Origin of the sequence: Halobellus sp. MBLA0158, from assembly GCF_041477585.1 — an archaeon.
Classification (GTDB): domain Archaea; phylum Halobacteriota; class Halobacteria; order Halobacteriales; family Haloferacaceae; genus Haloquadratum; species Haloquadratum rubicundus.
The window spans coordinates 2,429,843-2,456,589 of sequence record NZ_JBGNYA010000001.1 but is presented as its reverse complement, the minus strand read 5'-3'; the positions used below and the strand labels follow the sequence as shown (position 1 = coordinate 2,456,589).

24 protein-coding genes are annotated in these 26,747 nt (G+C 62.3%); 10 read left to right on the top strand and 14 right to left on the bottom strand.

Going from position 1 to position 26,747, the window contains the following annotated elements; genetic code table 11:
• Nucleotide 1: 1 nt before the first annotated feature.
• The 3 genes from OS889_RS12325 to OS889_RS12315 all read left to right on the top strand — a co-directional run bounded on the left by OS889_RS12325 (nucleotide 2) and on the right by OS889_RS12315 (nucleotide 1,846).
• Entirely contained in the window at nucleotides 2-286 is a 285-nt protein-coding gene (locus OS889_RS12325; protein ID WP_372390170.1) for a PRC-barrel domain-containing protein, read from the top strand.
• A gap of 219 nt (nucleotides 287-505) precedes the next feature.
• Entirely contained in the window at nucleotides 506-1,336 is an 831-nt protein-coding gene (locus OS889_RS12320) for an IS5 family transposase (RefSeq protein ID WP_372390169.1), read from the top strand.
• Between the two features lie 312 nt (nucleotides 1,337-1,648).
• Complete coding sequence (locus OS889_RS12315) at nucleotides 1,649-1,846, top strand: hypothetical protein (protein WP_372390168.1); 198 nt, start codon at nucleotides 1,649-1,651, stop codon at nucleotides 1,844-1,846.
• A gap of 100 nt (nucleotides 1,847-1,946) precedes the next feature.
• Here the strand turns inward: OS889_RS12315 and OS889_RS12310 are convergent, their stop codons facing one another.
• From OS889_RS12310 to OS889_RS12270, 9 genes are all read right to left on the bottom strand, one after another.
• On the bottom strand, nucleotides 1,947-2,522 hold the full coding sequence (locus tag OS889_RS12310; RefSeq protein ID WP_372390167.1) for a metal-dependent hydrolase: 576 nt from the start codon (nucleotides 2,520-2,522) through the stop codon (nucleotides 1,947-1,949).
• A 625-nt stretch (nucleotides 2,523-3,147) separates the two neighbouring features.
• The gene (locus OS889_RS12305) at nucleotides 3,148-3,501 is read right to left on the bottom strand and encodes a hypothetical protein (RefSeq protein ID WP_372390166.1); all 354 of its coding nucleotides are present in this window, start codon (nucleotides 3,499-3,501) and stop codon (nucleotides 3,148-3,150) included.
• 4 nt (nucleotides 3,502-3,505) lie between these two features.
• Entirely contained in the window at nucleotides 3,506-4,651 is a 1,146-nt protein-coding gene (locus OS889_RS12300) for an aromatic ring-hydroxylating oxygenase subunit alpha (RefSeq protein ID WP_372390165.1), read from the bottom strand.
• Between the two features lie 286 nt (nucleotides 4,652-4,937).
• Nucleotides 4,938-5,612 carry an ABC transporter permease gene (locus tag OS889_RS12295; protein WP_372390164.1) on the bottom strand — a complete coding sequence of 225 codons (675 nt, stop codon included), beginning with the start codon at nucleotides 5,610-5,612 and terminating at the stop codon, nucleotides 4,938-4,940.
• Nucleotide 5,613: 1 nt separating this feature from the next.
• The gene (locus OS889_RS12290) at nucleotides 5,614-6,597 is read right to left on the bottom strand and encodes an ABC transporter ATP-binding protein (RefSeq protein WP_372390162.1); all 984 of its coding nucleotides are present in this window, start codon (nucleotides 6,595-6,597) and stop codon (nucleotides 5,614-5,616) included.
• Nucleotides 6,597-7,313, bottom strand: a complete 717-nt coding sequence (locus tag OS889_RS12285) for an ABC transporter permease (protein WP_372390161.1) — start codon at nucleotides 7,311-7,313, stop codon at nucleotides 6,597-6,599. Before OS889_RS12285 ends, OS889_RS12290 begins: the two co-directional genes overlap by 1 nt.
• A gap of 3 nt (nucleotides 7,314-7,316) precedes the next feature.
• Nucleotides 7,317-8,270, bottom strand: a complete 954-nt coding sequence (locus OS889_RS12280) for a glycine betaine ABC transporter substrate-binding protein (protein WP_372390159.1) — start codon at nucleotides 8,268-8,270, stop codon at nucleotides 7,317-7,319.
• A 136-nt stretch (nucleotides 8,271-8,406) separates the two neighbouring features.
• The gene (locus OS889_RS12275; protein ID WP_372390157.1) at nucleotides 8,407-8,772 is read right to left on the bottom strand and encodes a Rieske (2Fe-2S) protein; all 366 of its coding nucleotides are present in this window, start codon (nucleotides 8,770-8,772) and stop codon (nucleotides 8,407-8,409) included.
• A 2-nt stretch (nucleotides 8,773-8,774) separates the two neighbouring features.
• Nucleotides 8,775-9,848 (bottom strand): amidohydrolase family protein, encoded by a 1,074-nt coding sequence (locus tag OS889_RS12270; RefSeq protein ID WP_372390156.1) that lies wholly within the window; start codon nucleotides 9,846-9,848, stop codon nucleotides 8,775-8,777.
• A 160-nt stretch (nucleotides 9,849-10,008) separates the two neighbouring features.
• On the opposite strand from OS889_RS12270, the gene OS889_RS12265 reads away from it, so the two are divergent.
• The 4 genes from OS889_RS12265 (at nucleotide 10,009) to OS889_RS12250 (ending at nucleotide 15,150) form a co-directional block, all read left to right on the top strand.
• The gene (locus OS889_RS12265; protein ID WP_372390155.1) at nucleotides 10,009-10,320 is read left to right on the top strand and encodes a hypothetical protein; all 312 of its coding nucleotides are present in this window, start codon (nucleotides 10,009-10,011) and stop codon (nucleotides 10,318-10,320) included.
• 415 nt (nucleotides 10,321-10,735) lie between these two features.
• The gene (locus OS889_RS12260; protein ID WP_372390154.1) at nucleotides 10,736-12,250 is read left to right on the top strand and encodes an aldehyde dehydrogenase family protein; all 1,515 of its coding nucleotides are present in this window, start codon (nucleotides 10,736-10,738) and stop codon (nucleotides 12,248-12,250) included.
• A gap of 106 nt (nucleotides 12,251-12,356) precedes the next feature.
• Nucleotides 12,357-14,288 carry a sulfatase-like hydrolase/transferase gene (locus tag OS889_RS12255; RefSeq protein WP_372390152.1) on the top strand — a complete coding sequence of 644 codons (1,932 nt, stop codon included), beginning with the start codon at nucleotides 12,357-12,359 and terminating at the stop codon, nucleotides 14,286-14,288.
• Between the two features lie 88 nt (nucleotides 14,289-14,376).
• Nucleotides 14,377-15,150 carry an IclR family transcriptional regulator gene (locus OS889_RS12250; RefSeq protein WP_372390151.1) on the top strand — a complete coding sequence of 258 codons (774 nt, stop codon included), beginning with the start codon at nucleotides 14,377-14,379 and terminating at the stop codon, nucleotides 15,148-15,150.
• Between the two features lie 569 nt (nucleotides 15,151-15,719).
• Here OS889_RS12250 and rdfA read toward each other — a convergent pair.
• Both rdfA and OS889_RS12240 read right to left on the bottom strand, forming a co-directional pair.
• The gene (rdfA, locus tag OS889_RS12245) at nucleotides 15,720-16,340 is read right to left on the bottom strand and encodes a rod-determining factor RdfA (RefSeq protein WP_372390150.1); all 621 of its coding nucleotides are present in this window, start codon (nucleotides 16,338-16,340) and stop codon (nucleotides 15,720-15,722) included.
• 439 nt (nucleotides 16,341-16,779) lie between these two features.
• Nucleotides 16,780-17,748: a sugar phosphate isomerase/epimerase family protein gene (locus OS889_RS12240; RefSeq protein ID WP_372390149.1), complete on the bottom strand. Its 969-nt coding sequence runs from the start codon at nucleotides 17,746-17,748 to the stop codon at nucleotides 16,780-16,782.
• Between the two features lie 239 nt (nucleotides 17,749-17,987).
• Here OS889_RS12240 and OS889_RS12235 point away from each other — a divergent pair, with 239 nt between their 5' ends.
• Nucleotides 17,988-19,124 carry a Gfo/Idh/MocA family protein gene (locus tag OS889_RS12235; RefSeq protein WP_372390147.1) on the top strand — a complete coding sequence of 379 codons (1,137 nt, stop codon included), beginning with the start codon at nucleotides 17,988-17,990 and terminating at the stop codon, nucleotides 19,122-19,124.
• 34 nt (nucleotides 19,125-19,158) lie between these two features.
• Here the strand turns inward: OS889_RS12235 and OS889_RS12230 are convergent, their stop codons facing one another.
• Nucleotides 19,159-20,112, bottom strand: coding sequence for an AEC family transporter (locus tag OS889_RS12230; protein WP_372390145.1), 954 nt, complete (start codon nucleotides 20,110-20,112; stop codon nucleotides 19,159-19,161).
• A gap of 238 nt (nucleotides 20,113-20,350) precedes the next feature.
• Complete coding sequence (locus OS889_RS12225; RefSeq protein WP_372390144.1) at nucleotides 20,351-23,386, bottom strand: FAD-binding and (Fe-S)-binding domain-containing protein; 3,036 nt, start codon at nucleotides 23,384-23,386, stop codon at nucleotides 20,351-20,353.
• A 166-nt stretch (nucleotides 23,387-23,552) separates the two neighbouring features.
• On the opposite strand from OS889_RS12225, the gene OS889_RS12220 reads away from it, so the two are divergent.
• Together OS889_RS12220 and OS889_RS12215 are read left to right on the top strand one after the other, a co-directional pair.
• The gene (locus OS889_RS12220; protein WP_372390143.1) at nucleotides 23,553-24,461 is read left to right on the top strand and encodes a GAF domain-containing protein; all 909 of its coding nucleotides are present in this window, start codon (nucleotides 23,553-23,555) and stop codon (nucleotides 24,459-24,461) included.
• A 166-nt stretch (nucleotides 24,462-24,627) separates the two neighbouring features.
• Nucleotides 24,628-25,401, top strand: coding sequence for an IclR family transcriptional regulator (locus OS889_RS12215; RefSeq protein WP_372390141.1), 774 nt, complete (start codon nucleotides 24,628-24,630; stop codon nucleotides 25,399-25,401).
• A 29-nt stretch (nucleotides 25,402-25,430) separates the two neighbouring features.
• Here the strand turns inward: OS889_RS12215 and aceB are convergent, their stop codons facing one another.
• A complete protein-coding gene (gene aceB, locus OS889_RS12210; protein WP_372390140.1) occupies nucleotides 25,431-26,732 on the bottom strand; it encodes a malate synthase AceB in 1,302 nt (433 codons plus the stop codon).
• Between the last annotated feature and the right edge of the window lie 15 nt (nucleotides 26,733-26,747).

The following is a 26,747-nucleotide window of genomic DNA, read 5'->3' as shown; positions in this document are numbered from 1 at the left end:
TATGGGATCGGTCCTCGTATCCACCCTCCGCGACTGTGAGGTAATGACGACCGAAGGTACGGAACTCGGCAGAGTCAAGACTATCACGATAGACCCAAAAACAGGGCACCTCGAATACCTCCGGTTAGGAGGACACAACGGTGGGGCCGGCGGATTCCACGAAATCGACGACGGACAGCTCCTCGTCCCGGCCGACCGGATCGAAGCTAAGCAGGACTATCTACTTGTTCGCCCCGGTTCGGAGGAGAATATGAACACCACATCGGACCCAGCGTATCACGATTGACTACCGAGGCCGATTCAGAGGATCAGTAAAGTGAACGATCGTCACAGTCTTTCTCTCGTCAGTCACTTCTTTTATAACATTATAAATATAAAATTTCATACATACGGGCGTGTGCCGTGACTATATTTATGCTAATGTCTGAGAGGGCTCTATTGAATCCACGGACTGCGTCGGGGTAAGTCGTCAGAACGATTGAGATGAAGCGGAAGAAGTGCCTTTGTGCAGAAGACCCTCTTCCGCTTCGTCAAACAAGCCGTCTCGATAGCACGAAAACTTACTGATGCTGCGCTGATGCAGATCAGCGATCCTGCCGGCAACGGAGTTGCCGGCTGGAAGCACGCTGTCTTGCATTTTCTCCGGCTCCATATGGAAGCGACACTCGAAGAAGTCCTTGACTGGGCTGAAGAGATGGAGCGGGTACGAGCCGCGCTCGTCTTAGAGCGCGGCGAGTTCCCCGGCCCGTCGGCGCTCTGTAAGTCGTTTGACCGAGCTCCGATGCGTATCTGGCGTGAGCTGCTCCGACTCTCGTCGGAGCAGCTCGATCAGTCGGGACACGCTGCCATCGACGCTACCTACTTCGACCGCCGTCAGGCGTCGAGTCACTATCTCAGCCGCTGTGATCGTGAGGTACAGACCGTCCAAGCGACGTTCCTCGTCGATACCGAGCAGGGCGCGGTTATCGACGTTCACTGTAGCACGAAGTGGCCGAACGGGACGAACGTCGGCCCGCAGGTCGCCTGCGTTCCGCAGGGCGACCTGCGGAGCCTCGCCGCCGACAAGGGTTACGACGATATGAGCTTTCGAAAAGAACTTCGCTCAGAAGGCGTGAGACCGTTGATTAAACACCGCGTCTTTGCACCCTACGACCACGCGCACAACGCGCGGATCAAAGATGAACTCTACAATCAGCGTTCGGTCTGTGAGACCGTGAATTCGGTGATCAAGCGCTCGTACGGCTCCGCCGTCCGAGCGCGTGCTTGGTACCGTCAGTTCCGAGAGATCACTCTCGCCGCGGCAGTCTACAACGTCGAACGAGCCATCAAACAGTGAATCCCGTCGCTGTATGCGGATTCAATAGAGCCGTCTGAGAGACAACTATTCGAGTTGACCCGAACAATCCAGTATGGCCGGAAATCCCCCCGCTGGGTGCCCTGAGTGCGGATCTCTGTCGATACGAATCGCGCGTGTCCCGCCTTGGCAACACGACCAGGGCGAAGAGTGGCTTACACAGGCCGAATGCCGCCAGTGTGATGAGTACACAGAGTGGTTCTCGTAATCGACGTCTAGTCCCATCCACAACTCACAGATGCCGACTCGAATCATCGGATCAAATTATTTGATGGTGTCTCCTGTAGCATAGGTATGGCCACGCTGGGCGCACAGTCCACGAGTGCGGATCGACGGTTTGCTATCGGGTGGGTCGGAATGGCCTTGGTGATGTCGCTGGCTATCGCGACTATCGACTTTCTTCCGCTGCCGTTGGAGACAGTGTACGTGTTCGCTGCTGGAGTTACGCTCCGCGAATCACTCGGGCTGCTGTTCTGGCTCGTCCGAAATTAGACGACATCGATCTGTATGCGGCCGGTACTGGAATCGAGCGAGTCTGATGTTCGTCTCTCTGTGGTTCTTCGCTATTCTCCAAATTTACTGAGTATGGGGCTTACGAGACTTGATTCTGGAGCCACCGATACGCCCACTGCGTCCCGGGTCTCCCGTGAGACCACCACAGAATTCCGATACTGACAGCGAGTAGGCCCTGATAGACGACTCCCGGCAACTCTCCGCGTATCGCACCGTTGATCGATACCGATGTTATCGACTCGAACAGTCGTACCCAGTGGCCAGCGAAGCTTTGGGTCGGATAATCGGGAGATGGCAATACCGGCCATAGCAGAAACGTCACCATCTCAAATCGCCCCGCCAGGATGAAATTGTAACTATCGGCTATCAGATGCGATCCGTACCCAATGCCGAATGCCTGCCACTGTTCGGCCGATCGTGCGACCCGCCAGACGAGAAGACAAAGCGGTACCGCAAACAGCACCGAATGCGCGAGCGAGCGCCCCTCAGGGAGTACCTGTACAGAATACGCCAACGGCTTGTCGATCAGGTCCGGTAACTGAGTCCCGATTGCTAACACGACCGTCGCGACGTCGCTCGGAGCTTCCCGATCAGAGAGATACGTGAACGAGGCATACAGCAAATACCCAACCGCTGCGTGTCCCCAAGGCCACATCGTCCTCGTGTGAATGGCCCCGGCATATCAGCATACCGACCTGGTGGTGTCCATGAGACTGCACCTACGTTGGCGGTAAGTTCTTCGAAGCGAATTTAACGGTAAACACCAATATTCTAATTATATCAATTAGAAATTATTTAGCAGCAAAACTGATCGAATCGGTCTGGAGATAAACACTGCTCATCTCCCAAATTCTGAACAGCACGGGTCAGGATGATCGTAGATTAATCTGTCATTGAGGATCGAAACGTGTGTTAATGGCCGGATTTTGAACGTTGAGGCTATCGGCCTTTAGGACCCAATCCGCCACTATTTTCTCGAATTAGGAATAGTAATGGGGAATAATTACCAAATATATAAATAATTATAATTTATGAACACAATAAATAATGTATTACTGATAATAAAACCGGTTCTGTCTGATTCCGAGTGATGACAGAGATCACGAAGCAGGCCACCTACAGTCGGAAGTCTGCGATCAGGTCTGATCCTCCTTTGCGATTTCAGTCGTCGCGCGTGGCACAGTTCGGGCAGTAAAACTCCCGGAACTCCACCTTCGTATGGTGTAGTTTCGCACTGGAACGCTGTCTCCGAAAACGAAATAATGCGTAGAGAAACTCACTCAAACCGACAGTATGTGATCGTCTCGCGGTTCGTAGATCTTTCCGTCCATTCGGAGATCGGACACGATCTCAAGCGTTTCCCCGATCGAAATACCGTGATCAGCGAGCGATGCGGTGAGAGTCCCGAACGGAACGCCGTCGGGATACGCGTCTTCGAGTTCGTAGAGCGCCCCAGTCACATCTGCTTCGGAGACGGCGGCATCGATTCCGACGCTCTTCCAGACGACGCTGTGAGCGGTGACGCTCGCGTGTCGTCGATGCAGTTCGATTGCTTCGTTGGGGTCGTCGATCGGCACCGAAAGGTCACAGTCGGGACACGTGACGACGCCCGCTCGGGTGCTCTGTGCGGCCATTCCTTCAGGCGTTGTAGGCATCTTGTGCGAGCCGGTGAAGTTTGTGAACCGTGTGTTCGTTCGGACCGAGCTGGCCCTGCCCGAGCGCACCCGACTTGAGGCCCTCGTACTGCCGTTCGACCAACTCGAAGTCCTCCTCCTGGAGCTTCCGGCTCGTCTGCACGAACTGCTCTTCCTCCTCGGAGAGGTCTGCGTCGCGGAAGTAGTAGTCCGCGATGAGCTGGAACCGGCCCTCGTCGATGGGGTCGATGATGTACGTTCCGTAGCCGTCGGCAGTCCCGTACATATTGACCGTGAAGTTCGGCCAGAAGTAGTAGAACTTCGCCTCGTGCTCGGGGTGGATGCGCATCTCGTCGTCCACGTCCTCTTTGTGTTTGTAGTGGAGCACCCAGTGGTAGTCGTTGAGTTCGAGTTCGGAGTCTCTGAGTTCGAGGCCCGTCACCCAGTCCTGATGGTTCGGATGGCAGTGGTCACACTCCGAGTAGTTCCCGCCGAACGCCTTCCAGTTGCATTCGACCTCGGAGACGTAGCGGCGAGCGTGTTCGTATTCCCCGAGCGGAAGCGCTTCGAGTTCCGTCTTCATCTCTCCGGCCTGCTCCGCGAGCGAGAGGTCCGGGTCGTCGGCGAAGTTGACGAAGACTAGCGGCCCGATCGAGTCCGTAGTGACTTCCAGCAGTCCGTTGGCCTCCGAGTCGAGTTCGGGGACGGCGTCGTCGTCGTCGAGGTCGGGATTGAGAGTGGCCTCCTCGAAGCTCTCGGGAGTGCTCGCGAGGTCGCCGTCGAGTTCGTACGCCCAGAGGTGGTAGGGGCAGGTGATCCGGTTGAGACTCCCCGGATCCGTCATCGGCGTGTCGTCGAGCATCTTCGAGCCACGATGCGCACAGACGTTGTAGAACGCACGGACGTCTCCCCCGTCGTCGCGGGTGACGATTATCTGTCTGTCGGCGATAGTTCGGGTGAAGTAGTCGCCCCGCTCCGGGATCAGATTTTCGTGGCCCGCGTACACCCAGTACCGTCCGAAAATCTGGTCTTTTTCCATCTCGTGGACGCCAGGGTCGGTAAAATATTTCGTCGGTAATGCGTTCGTTTCGTCGGTGATGTCGGCACTAACACCGTGTATTTCGACACGATCATCGTCCCATCGCGTCATATCGCATTACATTCGACAGATATGGAAAGAGGTGAGAGAGGAATACCACACGTGTATAAGTGGGGGCCGTCATTTCCGCGAATTTCGGTCAGTCATTTCGCGTTTATTCTGCCTGCGATTAATAATCAATAATAAAATAGTTATTTTTGGACGTCAAGTTCAATTGGCTTCAGTTGCTCTAATATGGAAGTAATTCTAAAATTGACTGGACAAGAAATCCTACACTAAATGATACGATAACAAAAATATCTATTTTCAAACCATCAAATTAAAGCCACGTCGAGGATCAGGCGGCGACCTGCGCAGACGCCGGACCGGTGTTTCCGAGTCGGCTTTCGACCGCCGCCAGGATCAGGTCCAACGAGATCGCCAGTACTGCGCCGGAGATCGCCCCGGCGAACACCTGTGGCATATTGAATAGATTGATGCCGCTGATGACCCAGGCACCCAGCCCGCCGCCGCCGATGAAGAACGCCAGGTACGCCGTTCCGACGTTGATCACGGTGCTCGTCCGAATGCCGGCGAAGATGACCGGCAGGGCCAGCGGGAATCTGATTTTCGTCAGCCGCTCGTTCCGGGTCATTCCCATCCCTTTGGCCGCGTTGATCGTCCCCTCTTCGACGCTTTCCAGCCCCGTGATCGTGTTGACCATCACCGGAAGCAGCGCGTAGATAAACAGCGCCACGAACGAGGGCAGAAAGCCGAGCCCCAGGATCGGGAACATCAGCGCGATCACGGCCAGCGGCGGCACCGTCTGTGCCACGTTCCCGACCGAGAGGATGGGGCTCTTCAGCTTCTCGTGGCGAGCCGCGATCACCCCGAGCGGGATCGCGAGCGATACCGCGATCATCTCCGAGACGATGACCAAGACCATATGCTCCGCCAGGAGCTGCCAGAACTCCGGGAGGTGATCGAGCAGGTACCTGATGCCGCTCAGGGACGTCGAGACGACGCCGGCCATCTTACGGCTCCCCCGCGGAGTCGAAGTACGACCGGACGTGCTCTTCGGTGAGGTACCCGACCACGTCGTCGCCCTCCACCACGGGCAGTGTGGTGTGATCGATGCTCAGCAGCCGCGTCAGACCGACCTGAAGCGTATCGTCCGGCGAAATGCTGTAGTACTCCCCGCCGTCGGCCGCGGGGGCGACGTCGGCGCTGGCGGACTCGTGGGCCTGTGGTTCGTCCATCACCTCGCGGACGCGGGTGATCGACAGCTGCTTGAACGTCTGATTCTCTCCGATGAAGTTCTCTACGAATTCGTTCTTCGGGTTCGAGAGGATCTCTGCCGGCGTGTCGTACTGGACGATCTCGCCGACGTCGAAGATCGCGATCCGATCGCCCATCTTGAGCGCTTCGTCGATGCTGTGGGTGACGAACAGGATCGTCGTGTTGATCCGCTCTTGGATCTGGAGGAACTCGTCTTGGAGGTTGTCCCGGGTGATCGGGTCGAGGGCGCCGAAGGGTTCGTCCATCAGGAGGATGTCCGGGTCGGCGGCGAGCGCCCGGGCCACACCGATGCGTTGTCGCTGTCCGCCGGACAGTTCCCGCGGATACTGGTCCCGGTACTCCGGGGAGAGGTCCATCAGTTCCAGTAGCTCGTCGACGCGGTCGTCGATCCTGGACTGATCCCAGCCGACCAGCTCCGGGACGGTGGCGATGTTTTCGCCGACGGTCAGGTGATCGAACAGGCCGATCTCTTGGATCACGTAGCCGATGCTTCGCCGGAGATCGATCTTGTCGAGCTCCTGATTGTCGGTCCCGTCGACGTAGACGGTCCCCTCGGTGGGTTCTTCGAGTCGGTTCACCAGCTTCATACTGGTGGTCTTCCCGCAGCCGGACGGGCCGACGAGTACGGTCGTCGTCCCTTCCTCGACGGTGAAACTGATCTCCTCGATGGCTGTCGTCCCATCCGGGTATACCTTCGTTACGTCCTCGAATTCGATCATTATATCGCCCTCTCTATGAGCTGTGTGCTGACTCGCTGTTCGACCTCTTCGCCGTTGCGGATCCGCAGGAGCTGTTCGACCGTGGCGATGCCGTAGTCCGCGGCGAGCGCCAGCAGCGACACGACGATCGTCGCGACGACGATCATCACGGAGTCGCCCTGCCGGATGCCGTTGAAGATGAACTCTCCGAGCCCGCCCGCACCGATGTAGGCGCCGACCGCCGCGACGCCGACCACGATGACGACCGCGTTGCGGACGCCGGCCAGGATGATCGGCAGGGCCATCGGAATCTGGATGCGGCGGAGCCGCTGGCGGCGCGTCATTCCCAGTCCCCGCCCGGCCTCTTTCATCGCCTCCTCGACACCCGTCAGTCCGACGTACGTGTTCCGAATGACGGGGAGCTGCGAGTACAGGATCAACGTGAACACGACCGGGTCGCTTCCGATCCCCAAGAACGGAACGAGCAGCCCGAACGCCGCGAGGCTGGGAATGGTCATCGCGATGCCGGCCAGCCAGAGCACCGCCGTCGCCGCGCGGTCGTTGTACGTTATCAGGACGCCGAGCCCGACCGCGATCGGTACCGCGATGAGCACCGTCTCCGCCGTGATCAGGATGTGTTCGACCAGCCGAGCGACGAGCTGATTGAAGTTCTCCGCGACGAACTCGATGTACGGAGAGATGAACAACGGTCCCGTTGGTGAGTGCGCGGTGGTCATCAGTCAGATGATTCCTTCGCTCTCCAAGAAGTCGACTGCCACGTCCTGGACGTCTTCGCCGTCGATGGCGATTCGGGAGTTCAGTTCGATGACCTGCTCTTCGCTGCTGAGCGCGGCCATCGGTGCGGTGAGCGCCTCCTCCACCGCCGATCCCGACGGCACGTCGTCGGGGCGGGCGAGCGGCGCCGGGTTGTACGGCGCGAAGAAGTTCTGGTCGTCCTCCAGGACGGCGAGGTCGTACTGCTTGATCTTCGGATTGGTGGTGAACACCATCCCGACCTCGGCTTCGCCCTCACCGAGTACCTGATAGGTGAGGTTCGCGCCGATCTTTCTGATGTTTAGCTCGTCGGCTACGCCGGCGAAGCCGTACGCCTGCGTGACGCCCGGCCACCCGTCTTCGCGCTCTGCGAACTCCGGTCCCAAAACGACGGTGATGTCGGTGTTGCCGCCGTTGAAGTGCTCTGCGAGGTCGCTGATCGTCTCGATTCCCGTCTCTTCCTGCCAGCCGGGCCGGACCGCGAGGGCGTAGGTGTTGTTGAAGTTGGCGCGCTCTAGGTACCGCAGGTTATGTTCCTCCTGCATCTCCTGTTTGGCCTGCTGGTAGACCTCCTCGGGGTCACTCGGGATCTCCTCGTGTTTCGGCGGCATCGTGGCGTACGCCCCCGCCGTGTACAGGTGGTAGAAACTGATCTCCCCGCTCTTGAGGGCTTGGAAGCACTGCATCGATCCCCCGAGCGACAGTTCGTCTTCGGTCTCCACGTCGGTGTTCGCCTTTATCGACTCGAAGCCGAGATATCCCATCAGCTCGGCTTCGGTCCACTGCATCGACGCCGCCGTCACCGTCGTGGTCGATCCGCCTCCAGTGAAGGTCCCCGTGCATCCAGCTAGCGATCCGAGAACGGTTGCCCCTGACGCGGCGAGGCCTCGTCTAAGGACATCCCGGCGTGTGTTAGCCATACACTCGCTAATGCTTACAACACTAATTAAATCTTTTCCTGTTCGGAATGATATACGGCTACCCGACGGGAGTTCGACCGAATAATCGGACACTTCGGCTCGGAATCGGTGCGCAGAAACGCCGAACGGTTATCGGTTACAGCGAGACCACTACGTCGCCGTCTTCGACCCGTACCGGATGCGAGGGCAGTTTCGTTCCCTCCTTCGAGAGACACTCTCCGGTCGGGATGTCGTACTCCCAGCCGTGCCACGGGCAGTTGAGCACTTCGCCCTCTTTGCCCCACTGGAGCTCCGTCTGGAGCTCGTCGCGATCGAACTCGGCGTCGCTGGTGCCGGTGATGCTCCCCTCGCAGGCGGGCCCGCCCTGGTGGATGCACCAGTTCGTGTACGCCCGAAACTCGCCGTCGATCCGGAACAGGGCGATCTCTCGCCCCTCGATTTCGACCAGCTTCCGGTCGCCTTCGTCCAGTTCACCGACTGTCGCAACGGTGTGTTCACTCATCGTTAGAAGGGGAGACGGAACGCCTCTACCGGGGTCTCGTACAGGATCTTCTGCCGCTCCTCCTCGGTAAAGTAGTGCTGTAGGTACTTGTCGAGTTCTTCGAGGTGATCGAAGTCCCAGTGCGGATAGTCGGTAGCGAACATCAGCATATCCGCACCGAGCGTCTCGATCATCCGCTTCATATCCTCGGAACGGTTGGGCTCGCCGAGCGGCTGTGAGCCGATGTAGAACCGATCGCGGATGTACTCCTCGGGCGACTGTTCGAGGAGCGGGACTTCGCTCCGCCGCATTCGGTAGATCTTGTTCATCCGATGCATCATGTACGGGACCCATCCGATCCCCGCTTCGAGGAAGACGAAGTCGAGATCGGGGAACTTCGCCGGGACTCCCTCCCCGATGACGCTGGCCATCGTCGCCATCTGTTGCCACGGGTGGCCGAGCGATTGCACCTCGAAGTAGTTGTTGAACCCCTTGTTGTGCAACGGGAAATCGAACATAAATTCCTCGCCGTTCCCGTGGAAGACGATCGGCAGGTCGTGGTCCTCTGCGGCCCTGTAGATGGGGTCGTTCGACGGGTCTCCGAGCGGCGGGTACTCGCCGCTCGTCCCGAGATAGAGCCCGACGATCTGGTCGTTGTCCCCGATGCGTTCGATCTCCGCGGCGGCCTCCTCCGGTCGCTGTGTCGCCACCGCGGCCAACCCCAGGAAGTCGTAGTCGTCGAGGAATCTGTCGAGGAGGTAGTCGTTGTACGCCCGCATCAGGCTCATCGCCAGGTCGGGCTGTGAGAACTTCCCGAGCGGTTCGAAGGTATTGATGATCGGGTACTCGATCTCGAAGTCCTCCTGGAACTGCCTGACGTCCTCGGGACCGGTGAACTCGGAGAAGTAGTCGTCGATCTTGCCGCCCATCCGCTGGTCCCAACTGCTGGACGGGAACATCGGATGCGGTGAGTCGGTGATGCTCGACCGGTACGGTTCCTCGAGGTACTCGGCGATCGCCTCTTCCTCTACCGTGATGTGGACGTCCGTGTCCACGACGGTAGTCTCCGCTAACGCGTGGGCGGCTGTCTGTGACATCATCTCACCGTTTCACGAGGGAATATATAACGCTTTTTCTGGATTGCTGATGGTTCCTTCCCAGCAGCACACTCGACTCCCGCGCGAGCGCGTCTCGCACACATCGTGCCACCGACCCCGTCGAAAAAAATACCACAAGGGCCCTCCAACACCGCTCGTGATGCCATCCGATCGCCCCGAGTGGTGGGAACGGAACGCCGAACTCCGCGAGGAGTTGGGTCTCCCGGAGTACGAGCCGTCGCGGTTCGCCGACGGGACGTACGTTCACGAAGTCATCGAAGAACTCGAATCCGAATACGGGACGGAAGTCGAACTCGTCAGTGAGGATCCGAGCTATCCCAGCCGGTGGGTGATCCGCATCGGGGGAACGGACTGTGTGAGTGCGGTTCGCCGACGGGACGATCACGGAAACAACGTGTTTCAGATCAGCGCCGACGAGGTGCGCAAGCGGATCGACGCCGAGATGGCGTAACCCGGTCCCGCCACGGAACCGGACCCGATCTCGAACAGCTCGGATTCGTCCTGCTTGCGTCACCGAGTCTCGCTCACCTCGCTATCCACAGTCTATAGAAGAAATTACATTTTGGGTCTAGAGGTCCATTGCCAGATGAGTTCCGGCGTAAGCCCTCGGTCGGTCTCGTGGTGTTGTGTGGGCCTCAATCCTCTCTCAGTTTTTCGCGACGAACACTCCGCCCGTTCGCTCGCTCGTGTCGTTGCTGAACCCCGCGGGAATTAGCGGTCCGTGGCCTCGCCGCTTTGTTGGGACATCCGTACGCGAATCCGAGAAAATATTGTCTAACTGAAATGTAGAGGAGCAATCGCCAAGGGGGTCGGGCGAACGCAAGAGCCGTAAGAAGATTTTTACTCCCCTGGTAGGGAGTGACAGTATGAGCAGTTCCCGATCAGGTGAGAGTCCAGTGATCGAGCGGCATCGCTCGAAACACGAGGAGGCGACGGACGACGTCGAATTCGGCGCGTGGATCGACGGCGAACTCCACACTCAGGGACAGAAGAGCGAAGTCGAAGATCCCGTGACCGGCGAGTCGATCGTCGAAGTCCCCCAGGGCGATTCTTCGGCGGTCGACAGCGCGGTCGAGGCGGCGTGGGACGCCTTCGAGCGCGAGTGGGAGGCCGCGAGCGTCCGCGACCGCTCGGCGCGCCTCTTCGAGTGGGCCGACGTCCTGGCAGACCACACTGACGAACTCACGCTCTTGGAGTGTCTGGACTGCGGGAAACCGATCTCGCAGGCTCGCGGGGAGGTCGAGGGCGCGATCGACACCCTAGAGTATTACGCGTCAGTCTGTCGGGCCCAGCGCGGAAGTGAGATTCCGGGCGGCGAGGACGTCCACCTCTACACGACCCAGGAACCGTACGGGGTCGTCGGCCAGATCGTCCCCTGGAACTATCCCCTGTGGGCGGCCGCCTGGAAACTCGGCCCCGCGCTGGCGGCCGGCAACGCCTGCGTGCTCAAGCCCGCCAACGACACGCCGCTATCGACGCTTCGAGCGGCCCAACTCTCGGAGGGCATCTTCCCCGACGGCGTCCTCAACGTCGTCCCCGGCCCGGGGAGCGAGGTTGGGCAAGCCATAGCCGAACACGACGACATCAGAAAGATCTCTTTCACCGGGAGCACGGCCGTCGGCAGCGGCGTGATGCGCGCGGCCGCGGACCGAGTCGCGCCCGTCACCCTCGAACTCGGCGGCAAGTCCCCCTTCATCGTCTTCCCCGACGCGAATCTGGAGAAGGTCGTCGAGGCGGTGGCCGATGGGATCTTCTACAGCACGGGCGAGATCTGCGACGCGTTCTCGCGCGCGCTCGTCCACGAGTCCGTCGCCGAGGAGTTCACCGAGCGCTTCGTCGAGAAGGCCGAGTCCTACGTGCTGGGCGACCCCCTCGACGAAGAAACCACGATGGGCCCGCTGACCTCTCAGCGCCAGTTCGAGACCGTACGGGAGTACATCGAGACCGGTCGGGAAGAAGCGGACCTGCTCTGCGGCGGCGGGGTGCCCGACGATCCGGCACTCTCCGAGGGCTGGTACGTGGAACCGACGGTCTTCGGCGGCGTCACCAACGAGATGACGATCGCTCGCGAGGAGATCTTCGGGCCCGTCCAGACGATCCAGACCTTCTCCGAGTACGAGGAGGCGATCGACCTCGCCAACGACACCCAGTACGGCCTCGCCGCGGGCATCGGCACGGAGAAGACCTCCCTCGTCCACCGGACCGCGGACGATCTCGATGCAGGCCTCGTCTACGTGAACGAGTACGGCCCGATTATGCCCGACGCGCCCTACGGCGGCTTCAAACAATCCGGCTTCGGGAAGGACCTCGGCCTTGAAGCGCTGGATCACTACCAGCGACAGAAGAGCGTCTACGTCAACCTCGACCAGCCCGAACTCTGACGGTAGGATCGAGGCCGACCGCCGGACTCTTCTCTCGGAACCGAGACGGCTGTGACCCACTTTTGGAAAACCTTTATCCGATACCCCGGGCCACTCGGTCACGTGTATGACTAGCAGTAGCAACCCGAACGTGGTGTGTTTCGTCGCCGATCAGTTGCGATACGACCACCTGGGGTGCAACGGAAACGACGTCGTCGACACGCCGAACATCGACGCACTCGCCGAGACGGGCGTCTCGTTCGATCGGACCTACACGAACAATCCGATGTGTATGCCGGCCCGCGCGACGATGTTCACCGGACGGAACCCCCACCGACACGGAGTGCGATCGAACGGGGTCCACCTTCGGGAGGAGCTTCCGTCCATTCCGCAGCAGCTCTCGGAGGCGGGCTACCGAACTCACTCGGCGGGGAAACTTCACCTCCACCTCTACACGCTTCCGGCGCCGCAGCAGGTCTCACACATCGCTGCGGAGCTCCCCGAGCGCGCGGAGACCGAGTTCGGTCGACGGCTCGGCGAGGTGCTCGACGCGGTGCTTCGCGATCTACTCGAATGTCCCGACGACCTCGCTGCGGGACGGGAGTCCGTCGGCTATCACGAGGGCTTCTCGAACCGTGGTGACAATCTGCTCCTGCGCACGCTCGAACGGATCCACGTCCCGAAGTGGTCCGATGGCGCGCTCCTCTTCCAGGAGGCCGCCGCGGAGGCCGTCTCCGAGTGGCCCACCGACGACCTCTCGGAGGCCGACTGGGAGGCGTTCGCCGAGGAGCTGAAAACGCGCCTCGCGGGGATGTTCGACACGATCGACGCGACCACCTACGCGGACCTCTCGTTCGAGCCGTCGGAGTTCCCCGAGGCCCGCGAGGTCTGGGAGTCGGGGCTGCTCTCCGAACTCCCCGAGCCCTACTACGGGTTCGAGACGACCGACTTCACCGGCGGCCACGTCAACGAGATCTACGGCGAGTACAAGCGCTGGCTGGAGTCGAACTATCCCGACGCATACGACCGCATCTCCTTCGATCACCCCGACAACGTCCGCGGCGATACCTTCCAGGTGTTGCGGGAGTGGTCACTTCCGGAGGAGGCTCACTACAACCACTGGATCAGCGACCGCAGCATCGAGTTTCTGGACGAGCAGGAAGACGACGACGATCCGTTCTTCCTGTGGTGCTCCTATCCGGACCCGCACAATCCGTACGCCGCCCCCGAGCCGTGGGGGTCGATGTACGATCCGTCCGACGTGGAACTGCCCGCCCGAAGCGACGAGGAACTCGACGAACTGCCGGAGTTCTACCGCGACGTCTACGAGGGCGACTTCTTCCAGCTACAGGGGCTGTACACCGAGCCCGGCCCGGAAGTCCAAGAGGAGGCCATCAAGGAGATCATCGCCGTCACCTACGGGATGGTCAGCTACCTCGACCACGAGGTCGGGCGAGTCGTCGACGCGCTGGAGCGCAACGGTCTCCGGGAGGACACGGTCGTCGTCTTCCTCTCGGACCACGGCGAGATGATGGGCGATCACTGGATGATCCGAAAGGGCCCCTTCCAGTTCGAGGGGCTCCTCCGCGTGCCGATGATCTGGAACTGGCCCGGGGAGTTCCGAGAGGGCAAGCGCGTCGAGACCGTCACGAGCCACGAGGACCTGATGCCGACGATGTTGGACCTCTGCGGCGTTACGTCCCCGCACGCGGTCTACGAGCCGTCGTACCGCCACGGGCCGGACACGTGGCCCGGCGAGTCACTCGTGCCGCTGCTCACGGACGAGAGCGATCCCCGAGACCGCTCGACCGTCGTGGAGACCGACGAGGACTACCTCGGTATCTGGCCCCGCACGCTGGTCACTGACCAATACAAGCTCACGGTGTATCCGGATCAGGAGTACGGCGAACTGTTCGACCTCCACGACGATCCCGAGGAACTGAACAACCTCTGGAACGACGACGCGGCCGAGCCGCTCAAGAACCGCCTCTACCGCGAACTGATCGACCAGCTCGTGCTGCAGGAGGGAGCGGTCCCCAGCCGACGCAACGTCGCCTGATAGCCGACGCCGAATCGAACACCGAGAATCAGTATTCGGTATCGCAGAATAACACTTTTCTCCCCCCGGGTTATGTGATCACACGACAATGGGAGACGACGACGGAATCCGGGTGAACGCCCTCAAGACCACCAACGACATCGTGGAGGCGTTAGACGACCTCAACGGCGCCCGCGTCACCGAACTCGCCGAGTACCTCGATCGCCCGCAGAGCGTCGTCCACAATCACCTGACGACGCTCAAACAGTTCGAGTACGTCGTGCAAGAGGGAAACGAGTACCAGCTCAGCCTGCGATTCCTGAAGTTCGGCGAACGCGTCCGACACCGCTCGACGCTGTACGATTTCGCCAAATCGGAGGTCCAGAAGCTAGCCGAGGAGTCGGGCGAGCTGATCACGCTACTGGTGGAAGAACACGGCCGCGGGATCTATCTCGATATCGGCCAGGGGAGTCAGGACATCGATTACCCCGCAATCACGGGCGCGCGGACGTACCTCCACTGCTCTGCGACCGGGAAATCGATCCTCGCTCACCTTCCGGAAGCGGAGGTCGACGCCATCATCGACAAGCACGGCTTACCGGCTCAGAGCTCGAATACGATCACAGACCGAAGCGAACTCGACGAGGAGTTGGAGACGATCCGTGAACGCGGTCTGGCCTTCGATATGGAGGAGTTCCGCGAGGGAATGCGGTCCGTCGGAAAGCCGATCCTCCTCCAGGACGGGACGCCTATCGGTGCGTTAAGCGTCGCCGGACCGGTCCATCGAATGAAGGACGACCGTCTCCACGAAGAAATGCCGGAGCTGCTTCGGCAGTCCGTCAACGTCGTCGAACTGAACCTCAACGACCCCAATATCCAGTAGCCGTCTCGGGTATCGACCGTATCGATTCTCCATCTCCGAATCGCTCGGATCCTTCGATTATGGACTGTCTTGTGTATTTCTGCGGTATGAGCGGCTCTGTGTATGCACCGTACCGATTCATCATCACCGAACACTTTCGATTAGATCGTTCCCGCCTCGAAATCACGTTGACTCGGAATCCATCTGCTACCAGATGTGGATCTAACAAGGGTACATATGTTACTGGTGATGCCCGAGCTATTTTCCCGAGAAATATCGACAAGCACCATTCAGATATATCAAATTTATGTAATTATATGCTTCGTATTTGATGTCAGTACTAGATTTTGAATACGTAATTATAGCGAAAAACGCTAAGGGAGCATTGAAATATTCATAAGAAATAATTTATATTTAATATAGTATTTAAATATCCTTGTTGATTATGCCCTTGGAATACGATTACAAGCCGGCGGTCCCATTTCGCGAATCGTCCACGTTCCGAGTAGCGTTTCGACGGTGTGCCCATTCCTGCTCCACTTTGTTATATTGATATGACGCTATCGCCCGAGACGCAGTGAATTGGCCGACTACGCTTCGCTTTCCGGTTCGCAGTCGCAACCTCCTCGATCGAACAACTCGGTAACTGAATAGCTGGCTCCGCAGTCCTCGCACAGAATTTGGATATCGAGTAAAATGTTGAACTCCCCGAGTGTGATCCGCTGGCGCTCCCGGAGCTGTTCGAGACTGTTTTCTATCACGGCGATCAGCCGATTTCTGAGTTTTTGGATCGTGTTCTGCGCCTTCTCTCGGGGATCGGCTGACGACCCGTCCTTGGAGGCCCCCCTGAATTTGGTCAGATACGTATGAATCGCTTGATGCGAGACGAACTCCCGTTTGAGTCGCTCCGGATCGATGCCGTTGTCTTCGAGTGTCGATTCCGCTTCCACTCGGGCCCCGGCGGTGACGTCGTCCGACGAGAGCAGCCGGTACATATTGGCCACTTCCCCGTCCAGTGGCGTCATCCCGTTCCGTTCCAGTTTCGTCCGGAGCAATCGCCGATTGAACCACTCAGCCAGGCTCCGGAGGCTCTGGCTGTCGTATCCGTTCCCCAACCACCGATCTTCCAGCTCCCGACCGATGTCTCCCATCTCGTACCGATGGATGAGGTCGCCGACTTTGGATCGGGTTGGGTCGGGCGTGTCGGTCATATCTGATAGAATCGCTTCTCCATTAAATCAGCAACGCGTCGCGTGCTGGAGTGATTGCCATCTCAGTTGGTAGTCGGTGTCGTTGCTGAACTGTGGCCGATATTAATTATAACTAACTGAACTATTATATTGTAGTACAAAGAATATAATGTGAAAGATAAACTATGTTACCACGATATATTGGCTATCGAACGCAATTCACGCAGTCAGAATATTCAAATACAGCCAAACACCAGATAGTATAAAATAACTTACAAATTAATTTAGAAGACAATTCGTCTCACTTCAGAATACCCACCTAGACCAATCCGATCTCGGAGGCACGAGCATTCACACTCCACTCGACACACACAGCTACGCGTCGGAACTCAGTACGGTCTACGAGAGCCGAAAACGCCTCTAATTCTGGTCCCGGGAAACGGTGACGACCCCACCGTGTTCAGGGGACCCAATCGACGTCGGCGTCTTTCCGGAGGATACCGCGCTGAAGCGTATCTACGGCCTTTTCGAGCCCCTCGGTGGGTTCGGCCAGACCGTCTTCCCACTCGATACTGAGCACGTCGTCGTATCCGACCAGGCGAAGCGTGCTGATGATGTCCCGCCAAGCGTCCTCGTCGTGGCCGTATCCGACCGAGCGGAACATCCACGCGCGTTCCTCCTCGCGGTCGAAGTCCTTGTTGTCGAAGACGCCCTCGATCTCGGCGTTGGAATCGTACACGCGCACGTCCTTCGCGTGGACGTAGTGGATCGCGTCGTGTTCGGCGAGATAGCGGATCGCTTTCGGGATGTCGATGCCCTGCCACCAGAGGTGGGAGGGATCGAGGTTCGCGCCGATCCGCTCGTGTGTCGCCTCCCGCAGTTTGACCATCCCCACGGGGTCGTAGACGAGCATATTCGGGTGCATCTCGATGGCGATGTCGACGCCGTAGTCGTCCGCGTAGGCGCCGAGGTCGCTCCAGTACTCCGTCGCCACCTCCCACTGGTAGTCGCGCGCTTCGGCATGTTCCTCGGGCCAGGGGAAGGTGACCCAGTTGGGGACGCTGTCCCCGGGCGCGCCCGCCGGCAACCCCGAGAACGTGATGACCCTGTCGACGCCGAACTCGGCGGCGAGTTCGATCGTCTCCTTCGTTTCCCTGTCGACGCGCTCCCGCCGTTCCTCGTCCGGATGCAGGGGGTTGTCGTGGACGGCGAAGCCGCAGATATCGAGGCCTCGCTCGTCGAGTTCGCTGCGGAGTTTCGCCCGCGCGTCCTCGTCGGTCAGGAGTTTGTTCCGGTCGACGTGGGCGGCGCCGATGAGGCCGCCCGTTCCCAGTTCGACGGCGTCGACGCCGAGCGATTCGAGGAAGTCGAAGGCGTCCGCCCGGTCCATATGTCCGAGCGGCTGTGCCGTGAGTACACCGAGCTCCATACACCCCGGGGTTCGTGTCATTATACCATATAATTTATGCACAATTCGTCGCTCGGCCGTCGCGACGCGAGACGAACTGCTCGGATCGATGCGCTCGCGACCGCAACTCCGGGGACCGGAACCCCGCGCACGGGAAGTTTAATAGTGTTGGTGCTGCCAGTCGGTACTATGCGTGCAACCGACTCCACCGAGTGCGTTCACCGTCCGGACAGCCGCGACCTCGCCCGGGAGGGCCGACGATGACGCTCTCGATCGGAATGCTCGGGTATCGGTTTATGGGCAAGGCGCACTCGAACGCCTTCTCGCGGTTGTCGATGTTCTTCCCCGATGCGCCCGACATCGAACGCGACGTTCTCGTCGGGAGGGACGAGGACGCGCTCGCGGACGCGGCCGACCGACTGGGTTTCGCCCGGACCGCGACCGACTGGCGGGAGGTCGTCGACGAGGTCGACGTCTTCTACAACCTCGGGCCGAACGACGTCCACGTCGAGCCGTCCGTCGCCGCCCTCGAAGCGGGCGTGCCGGTGCTCTCCGAGAAGCCGCTGGCAGCGACGCTCGACGGCGCCGAGCGAATGGCCGAAGCGGCCGCGGAGGCCGATGTCCCGACCGCCGTCGCGTTCAATTACCGGTACGTGCCGGCGATCCAGCACGCGAAGCAGTTGATCGACGAGGGGGCCATCGGCGAGATCCACCACGTCCGCGCGAACTACCTCCAGGACTGGTTGGTCGATCCGCAGGCCCCGTGGTCGTGGCGAAACAGCGAGGAGATCGCCGGCAGCGGGGCCCTCGGCGACCTCGGCGCCCACTCGATCGACCTGGCGCAGTACCTCCTCGGCGACTCGATCGAGCGCGTCAGCGGACACCTCAAGACCTTCGTCGAGGAGCGCCCCGTCCCCGGCGCCGACGGCGGCGGCCTCGACGCGGAGAGCGGAGACTCGGTCGAGACGCGGCCGGTCACCGTCGACGACGCCTACTCGGCCCAGGCGGAGTTCGCGAACGGCGCGATGGGGACGTTCGAGGCCTCGCGGTTCGCGAACGGCCAGAAGAACGCCCACACCATCGCGATCAACGGCTCGGACGGCAGCCTGCGGTTCGACCTCGAACGGCTCAACGAACTCGAAGTGCTCCGCGACGACGGCCGCGGCTTCGAGACGGTCCTCGTGACCGACCCCGACGATCCCTACCTCGACCACTGGTGGCCCCCCGGCCACGTCCTCGGCTGGGAGCACACCTTCGTCCACGAGGACTACGAGTTCCTCTCGGCGGTCGCCGAGGGCGAGTCCTACGGCCCGAACTTCGCCGACGGGCTGGCCGTCCAGCGCGTCCTCGACGCCATCGAGCGGAGCGACGAATCCGGACGCTGGGTCGAGGTCTGAGAACGCGCGGAGCGTACGAGCGCGATCCCCAAACTTACAGGAGCGTTCCGGACCGCAGGAGGGCAATCAGCACCGTCAGTACGACGGTGCCGGCCACCGTGGTCACGAAGATCGTAGTGCTGAGGTACTCGGGGGCGGTCACGCCGCCCACCGCGTCGCCGTCGGCGTATTCGATGATGAGCGCAAGCGGGATGACCGCCGCGGGGGTGGCACACTCCAGGACGAAGACCCGCGCGACGGTCGGGTCCTCGAACCCCAGCGCGAGCGCGAGACCGATCCCGACCAGGGGTGCGACGCCGAGTTTCAGAATCGATGGGGTGGCCGTGCGAGAGATGGCGGAGACGTCCGTGTCGGCCAGTTGGACCCCTAGTATCAGAAGCATAATCGGGATCGAGGCGTCGCCGACGAGGCGGAGCGTCTCTAGGATCGCGGTCTCTCCGGCCGGCACGAACCCGAGGCCTCGCACCAGTACCGCCGCGACGACGGCGTACACCAGCGGCAGCCGGAATATCTCGGTGACCGCGCTCAGGGCGCTCCTGTCGGTCCCGCGCGAGGCGATGTACACCCCGAGCGTGTAGACGACGACGTTCTGGATCGTCAGATACAGCACCGCTGTGGTCCGGCCGATCGACCCGAACGCGAACTCCGAGAGCGGAATCCCGATGAAGCCGGAGTTGGGGATCGCCGCCGCGAGCATCATCGCGCCGAGCAGCGGGCCCGTCTCGCCGACCAATCGGCCCGCCGCCCAGGCAATCCCGACCATAATCAGCGCGTACGCGACGACGCCGACGCCGAGTTTGAGCACGGCGTCGCCGCCGAGTTCGGTCGTCGCGATGCTGTGGAACGCGAGCGCGGGGACCAGTACGTAGAGGCCGACCGTGTTCAGCGACGCGACGTCGACGTCGGCCGCGAACGTCAGGAGGTATCCGACCGCGGCGATGACGAGGATCGGACCGACGGCACCGGTGAACGCCGAGGTCAGCGACATCCGGGATCAGCGGCCGCTGTCGGACGGTGTTTCCGGAACGGGTCCCCGCTCGCGATCCGGGCGATCCGGAGGGGGATCCGGCTGTGCGTGAGGCTGCGAACCGCGTTCGTGGTTCCTGTGGTTCTCATTTGGGAATCGGTCGCCCGCGTCGAACGGCGACGCCGCCGAGTGCGGGCGACGGTTCGGCGGCGCCGGTCCCGGTATCGAAATTCGAACGGTCGTCCTCCGGCACTCCGTGCTACAGACGGTCGGCGACCGCCTCGACGGGATGCGGCGGGATCTCCTCGACCCCGTCTCTGTCTCCCAACTGCGAGCGGCAGGACCCACCGGGCGCGACGATCCCGTCCGCGTCGCTGTCGTCGAGCTCCGCGAACAGCAGCTGGCCGATCGCCTTCGAGAGGTCGTAGTGCTCGTCGTGGTAGCCGAAGCTCCCGGCCATCCCACAGCAGGTGGTATCGAGCGGGTCGACGGCGTACCCGACGCGGCGGAGGACCCCGACGGCGTGGTGGTCCTTGTTCGTCGCCTTCTGATTGCAGTGGCCGTGGTAGCTCAGCGACCCGGCCGCGCCCGAAGACCGGTCGTCGACGGGGAGCGACTCGTCCAGTCGGTGGACGTCTACGTACTCCAGCACCCCGTAGGCGCTGCCGGCGACGGCATCGACCTCGGGACCGTCGAGGAGGTCCGCGTACTCGTCCTGGAACATCACCGCGTCGGACGGCTCGACGAACACGACGTCCCAGCCGCTGTCCACGCGGTCGGCCAGCGCCTCCACGTTCGCCCGCGCCCGCTCGCGAGCGGTGTCGAGCAGTCCGGCCGAGAACGCCGCCCGGCCAGACGGTCCGGTGTTGTCCGGAATATCGACGTGGACGCCGGCGGCTTCGAGCGCCTCGACGGCGGCCTTCCCCGCTCGGGGGTACGAGTAGTTCGTGTAGGTGTCCGGGAACAGCAGGACTCGGCGGTCGGCGTCGGCGCGGGACACCGAGGACCCGCCGCGCCCCTCGAACCAGTCTTCGAGGGTCTCCCGGCGGAACGGCGGTAGCTCCCGCTCGGGGGCGATGCCGAGCAGCTTCTGCATCGCGGTCCGCGCGCCCGGGAGCTTCGTCGCCCAGTTCGAGAGCGGCGCGAGCGCGGACCCGATCCGCGACGCGGTGTCGATGTTGGCGAACAGCCGGGTGCGGACGCTCGTCCCCGCCTCTTCGTGGTGTCGGTGTTTCATCTCGGCCTTGAGTTTCGCCATATCGACTCCCGTCGGGCAGTCGCTCTTGCAGCCCTTGCAGCCGACACAGAGGTCGAGCACCTCGCGCTGGAACCGTTCCGAATGGAGCTCGTCGTCGTCGAGTTCGCCCGAGATGGCGGCCCGCAGCATGTTCGCCCGGCCGCGGGTCGTCTGGACCTCCTCCTTCGACGCGCGGTAGGTCGGACACATCACGTCGGAGTCGGTCTGGCGGCACGTGCCGCAGCCGTTGCACAGCTCGACGAGGTGCGAAAAGCCCCCCTCCTCGTCGAAGTCGAGCGCCGTCTGGGGCTCGATCGACTGGTACTCCGGACCGTACCGGAGGTTCTCGCGCATGTCCGCGCCGACGCCCCGGTCGTGATCGGGGCCCGGATCCGACGCGTCCTCGCGGTAGACGACGTTGCCCGGATTGCAGAGCCAGTCGGGGTCGAACGCCGTCTTCAGCTCCTTGAAGGCCTCCCAGAGGTCCTCGCCGTACATCTTGGGATTGAACTCGGTCCGGGCCATCCCGTCGCCGTGCTCGCCCGAGAACGCCCCGTGGTGGTCGAGCACGAGGTCCGTCACGTCGTCGGCGATCGAGTGCATCTTCTCGATCCCCTCGCCGTCCTTGAGGTTGAGGATCGGCCGGATGTGGAGCGTGCCGACGCCCGCGTGGGCGAAGTACGCCGCCGAGGTGTCGTGGGCGTCGAGGACGTCCTCGAACTTCCCGACGTACTCGGCGAGCTCTTCGGGCGGCACCGACGCGTCCTCGATGAACGGGTACGGCTTGGGGTCGCCCTCCAGGCTCATGAGCAGGGGAATCGCGGCCTTCCGGAGCTTCCACAGCCGCTCTTGGTCGGCCTCGTCGTAGGCCTCCAGCACGTCGAAGGCCGCCCCGGACTCGACGAAGTGGGCGGTGGTGTCCTCGATTGCGGCCGCGAAGTCGTCGACGAGCTCGTCGTCCCACTCCAGCATCAGCGCCGCCTGGGTGCCGTCGGGGATCGGCTCGGCGTACTCCGCATAGCCCTCCGACTCCCGCGCCAGGCGGAACACCTCGTCGTCCATCAGCTCCACGGCGCTGACCGGGAATTCGAGGGCTTCGGGCACCGCCTCCATCGCGTCCACGAGGTCGTCGAAGCAGAACAGCGCCAGCGCAGTCTCGTCGGGCTTCGTCACGAGCGAGAGCGTCGCCTCGACGACGACCCCGAGGGTCCCCTCGGCGCCGACGAACAGCTTCGAGAGGTTGATGACCGACTCGCCGGCGTCGTTCTCGTAGATCACCTTCTGGAGGTTGTAGCCCGACACCGACCGCTTGAGTTCGGGGTAGCGCTCGGCGATCTCGTCTTCGTGATCCCCGACGAGCCCGCGGACGGTCCGGTAGATCCGCGCCTCGGCGTCGTCCTTCGCGACAATCGCCTCGTACTCGTCGCTGTCGAGGACGACCTCGCGGGTGTGGATCAGCGATCCGTCCGCGAGGACGACCCGCAGTTCCTCGGTGTAGGCGTCGGTGATGCCGTAGCGGACCGAGTGGGCGCCCGTGGAGTTGTTGCCGATGCCGCCGCCGATCGTCGCCCGGTTCGAGGAGGCCGGGTCCGGGGCGAACTTCAGCCCGTCGCGGTCGAGGCGGTCGTCGAGGTGGTCCTGGACGACGCCGGGCTGGACCGTCGCGCGCTTCGCGTCGGGGTCCACGTCGACGATGTCGTCTATGTGCTTCGTGAAGTCGAGGACGACACAGCCGTTGCCGACGGCCTGTCCCGCCAGCGACGACCCGGTCCCCCGCGGGAGGACCGGCACGTCGTGGCGCCCCGCGGTCTCGACGGTCGCTCTGACGTCGTCGACGTCTCTCGGGAGGACGACGCCCGCGGGCCGGGCCTGGTAGATGCTGCCGTCGGTCGCATAGAGGACCTGTGCGTACTCGTCGAACTGTACCTCGCCGGCGACCTCCTCCCGCAGGTCGGCCGCCAACTCCGCGTACTGTTCGACGTCCGGACGATCGCCTCCGAGCGCCGCCGCCGACGTGTCGAACCCGGATGGACGATAGGACTCGTCTTCGGCTGCCATCGATTCACACACGTATAGATCATCATTAAATCCTCTGGTCTCGGATCGAGCGACGGGTCGGCGGCGGCCGAACCGTGCGGCATCGCCGCCGTCGACATCCGTTCGCGATCCCCGGGCCGTCCAGGGGGTGGATTTATTTCACGTGAACTGCTATCGGTAGGCATCAATGCCCGATACGCCAGGTTGGGACCCCTCAACGGTACATACCTCGCTTCCGGAGTCGGAACTGGAGCGTGATGCGCTCCTGGCGAGCCTGCAACGGCTGACCGAAATCGGCGTCTGGTCCTACGACGCCTCGGTGAGCCGCCTGTGGTGGAGCGACCAGGCGAAGCGAATCCACGGCATCGACCCGGACGCACAGCCGACCTTCGAGGAGGTGCTCAAGCGGTATAGCGAGGCGGACCGCGGGCGCGTGAATCAGCGTTTCACCGACGCGATCGAGGACCGAGAGCCGTTTCGTATCGACGTCGGTCTCGCCGGCGAGGGAACGACGGAGCGCTCGGTCCGGATGTACTGCGAGCCGCACGACGAAGACGGGACGACGGTGCTCCGGGGCGCCGTCCAGGACGTCACGGACGTCAAGCGGCGCGAGCAGCGCATCGAGATCCTCCGGCGGACGAGCCAGGAACTGCGCGGGGCGAGTTCGAGACAGGAGGTCGCGGAGATCCTCGCCGACGCGGCGAAGAACATCCTCGGACTCGTCAACACGACGGTCCGGCTGATCGACGAGGACCGGACCATCCTCCAGACGGTGGTGGCGACAGAGGAGTGCGTCGAGCGGGCGGGCGACCGCCCGGACTACTCCATCGGCGAGGAGACGCCGGCCGCGCGGGTGTACCGGTCGGGCGAACCGGAGATCCACGCGAACCACGAGCGCACGATGGACGACCACAACCGGGGCGAACTGCAGTCGGGGCTGTACGTGCCCATCGGTGACCACGGGGTGTTGAGCGCCGGCGACATCGTCGTCGAGGCGTTCCAGAACCACGACCTCGAAGCGGCCAGCCTCCTCGGTCAGCTCGGCGCGGAGGCGATCACTCGCATCGGGTGGATGAACCGGTCCCGTGCCGTGTGAACTGCGAGGGTTGCCCGCCGCTCGGCCGGATTCGCCCGGCGACTCGCCCAGATCCGGCTTCTGACGCCCTTGCCGGTCATTCAGTCTCGATTGAGACCGCTCGCGACGCCGCGGTTCACACTCACATTATGAAAATATCTATTATCGCGGGCACAAACCATCCCGTATGATCAGTAACGATTCGGGGCGACGTCTGAAGACGACCCAGACCTCGTTAGAAATTCTCACCCTCATTCTGGAGCACGAGGGGCTCACGGTGGCCGAACTCGATCGGATGGTCTCCGCCTCGAAGAGTTCGATCTGCAGCCACCTCAACACGCTCAGGGACAGCCGATTCCTGATCAAGGAGGGCGACACCTACCAGGTGGGGTTCCGGCTCGCCCTGCTGGGCGAGCGCGCCAAGGCCCGCTATCCGCGCGAGGAGACGGTACGGGAGGTCGTCGACGGTCTGGCCGCCGACACCGGCCAGGAGGCGAACTTCACGATCCTCGAACACGGCCGGCTGCTGCTGTTTTACGGCTCCTCGGACGACGAGGTGTCCCGGGAGGACAGCCTCCACTACCGCTCGGAGTACTACCTGCACAACACCGCCGCCGGGAAGGCCATCCTCGCCGAACTGGACCGCGATCGCATCGAGGCGATCCTCGACAGGTGGGGCCTCCCGCGCGAGTCCGAGGCGACCATCGCCAACCGGGAGCAGCTGTTCGACTCCCTAGAGGACGTCGGGTCGCAGGACTTCGTCGTCGCCGACGGGGAGTTCGCCCCGGGGCTGGTCTCGGTCGGCGCACCCGTCCACGACCACACCGGCGACATCGTCGGGGGGCTGAGCGTCGGCGGGCCGAAGTTCCGCCTCAATATGACGCGGCTCGAAACCGACATCGCCGACGAACTGCTCGACGCGGTGGCGGCGCTCGAAGAGTCACTCCGCGAGGAACGATAGCCCCCGTGGCGGAGTCACAGTGATTACTCTCAGTCCCCCACGGACGTCGCGCGCTCGACGACGTCGGCGCCGTACATCTCCTCCAGTTCGTCGTGCTGGTCTGGCCGGTGCTCGTAGACGTCCTGGAAGAGCGTGATCGGCGTCTGTGCGGCCTGATAGGTCGCCTCGTCCCACATCCGGTCCTTCTCGATGTCGATCTCGACGCCGTCGATGGCGATGGTCGTCGCCTGGGTCATCGCGATCGCGCCCCGGCCGGCCTCCTTGGCGGCCTCGAACTCCTCCATCGAGTCGACGATGTCGTCCATCCCCGGGACGTACGCCGTCATGTTCAGCAGTTCCTCGCGGAGCTCGTCCTCGTCGAGCTCGCGCTCGTCGTCGCCGACTTCCAGCACGTAGGTGTCGCCGAGGTCCTCGATTTCGACCGCGTCGCCGTCGTAGACCTGCGTGCCGTCTTCCTCGACGAGATCGATCTCCTCGCCGTCGACCTCCAGCAGCCAGGTGCCTTCCTCCGGGGGGAGCGGCGCGGTGTTGGCCGCGACGACCTGGCCGGGCGTGAGCGACCAGATGCCGGTCATCCCCTTCTCGCGGTTCTCGCGCATCCGGGCGTGGTAGCCCGCCTCGTCGCGGATGTCGTCGTAGGGGCCGTCGACGGCGATCAGGCCGGCCGCGCTGGCGCCGCGGGAGGTGTTGTGGCGGAGCTCGGGCCACGGCGGGAGCTCGCCCGTCCGCGTCATCGCGCGCATATCCTTCGTGTAGTCGACCTCGCCGTCGACGAGCAGGAACAGGCGTTCGAGGTTGTTCGCGGGCCTGCCCATCTCCGCGCGGAGGTTGCCCATCGCCAGTTCGGCCTCGCCGGACTCGACGATCACCGACATCGAGAGGCTTCCCTCGTCGAGTCCGGCCTCGTGTTCGACGATCGTGAGGAACTCGTCGGCCTTCTTCCAGTCGTCGAGGTCGCCGACCTCGGGGATGACGAAGCCGTCGATGTGTGTGATCGCGTCGCGGTCGTCGGTCGCGATCGACAGCATCTGCTGGAACCCCTGGTAGCGGGTCTCCGGATCGTCGCGGTGCCAGACGACGCGCGGGTGGATCTCACCGGGGAAGTCCGCGCCGTGCTCGGCGACGACCTCGACGATGTTCTCGACGCCCTGTTCGCGCATCGACGGCGCGGTCGCGTCCTCGTTGTCCGGCACCCAGACGTCGGGCGCCTGCATCCCGCGCAGCTGCGCGGCGCTCCGCAGCATCTTCGCGGAGTCGTCCTCGTCGACCGCCGTCGGCGACGTGAAGAACGTCCGCACGAACTCGCGATCGTAGTGTCGTTCAGTGCTCATCGTGCAGGCTATATC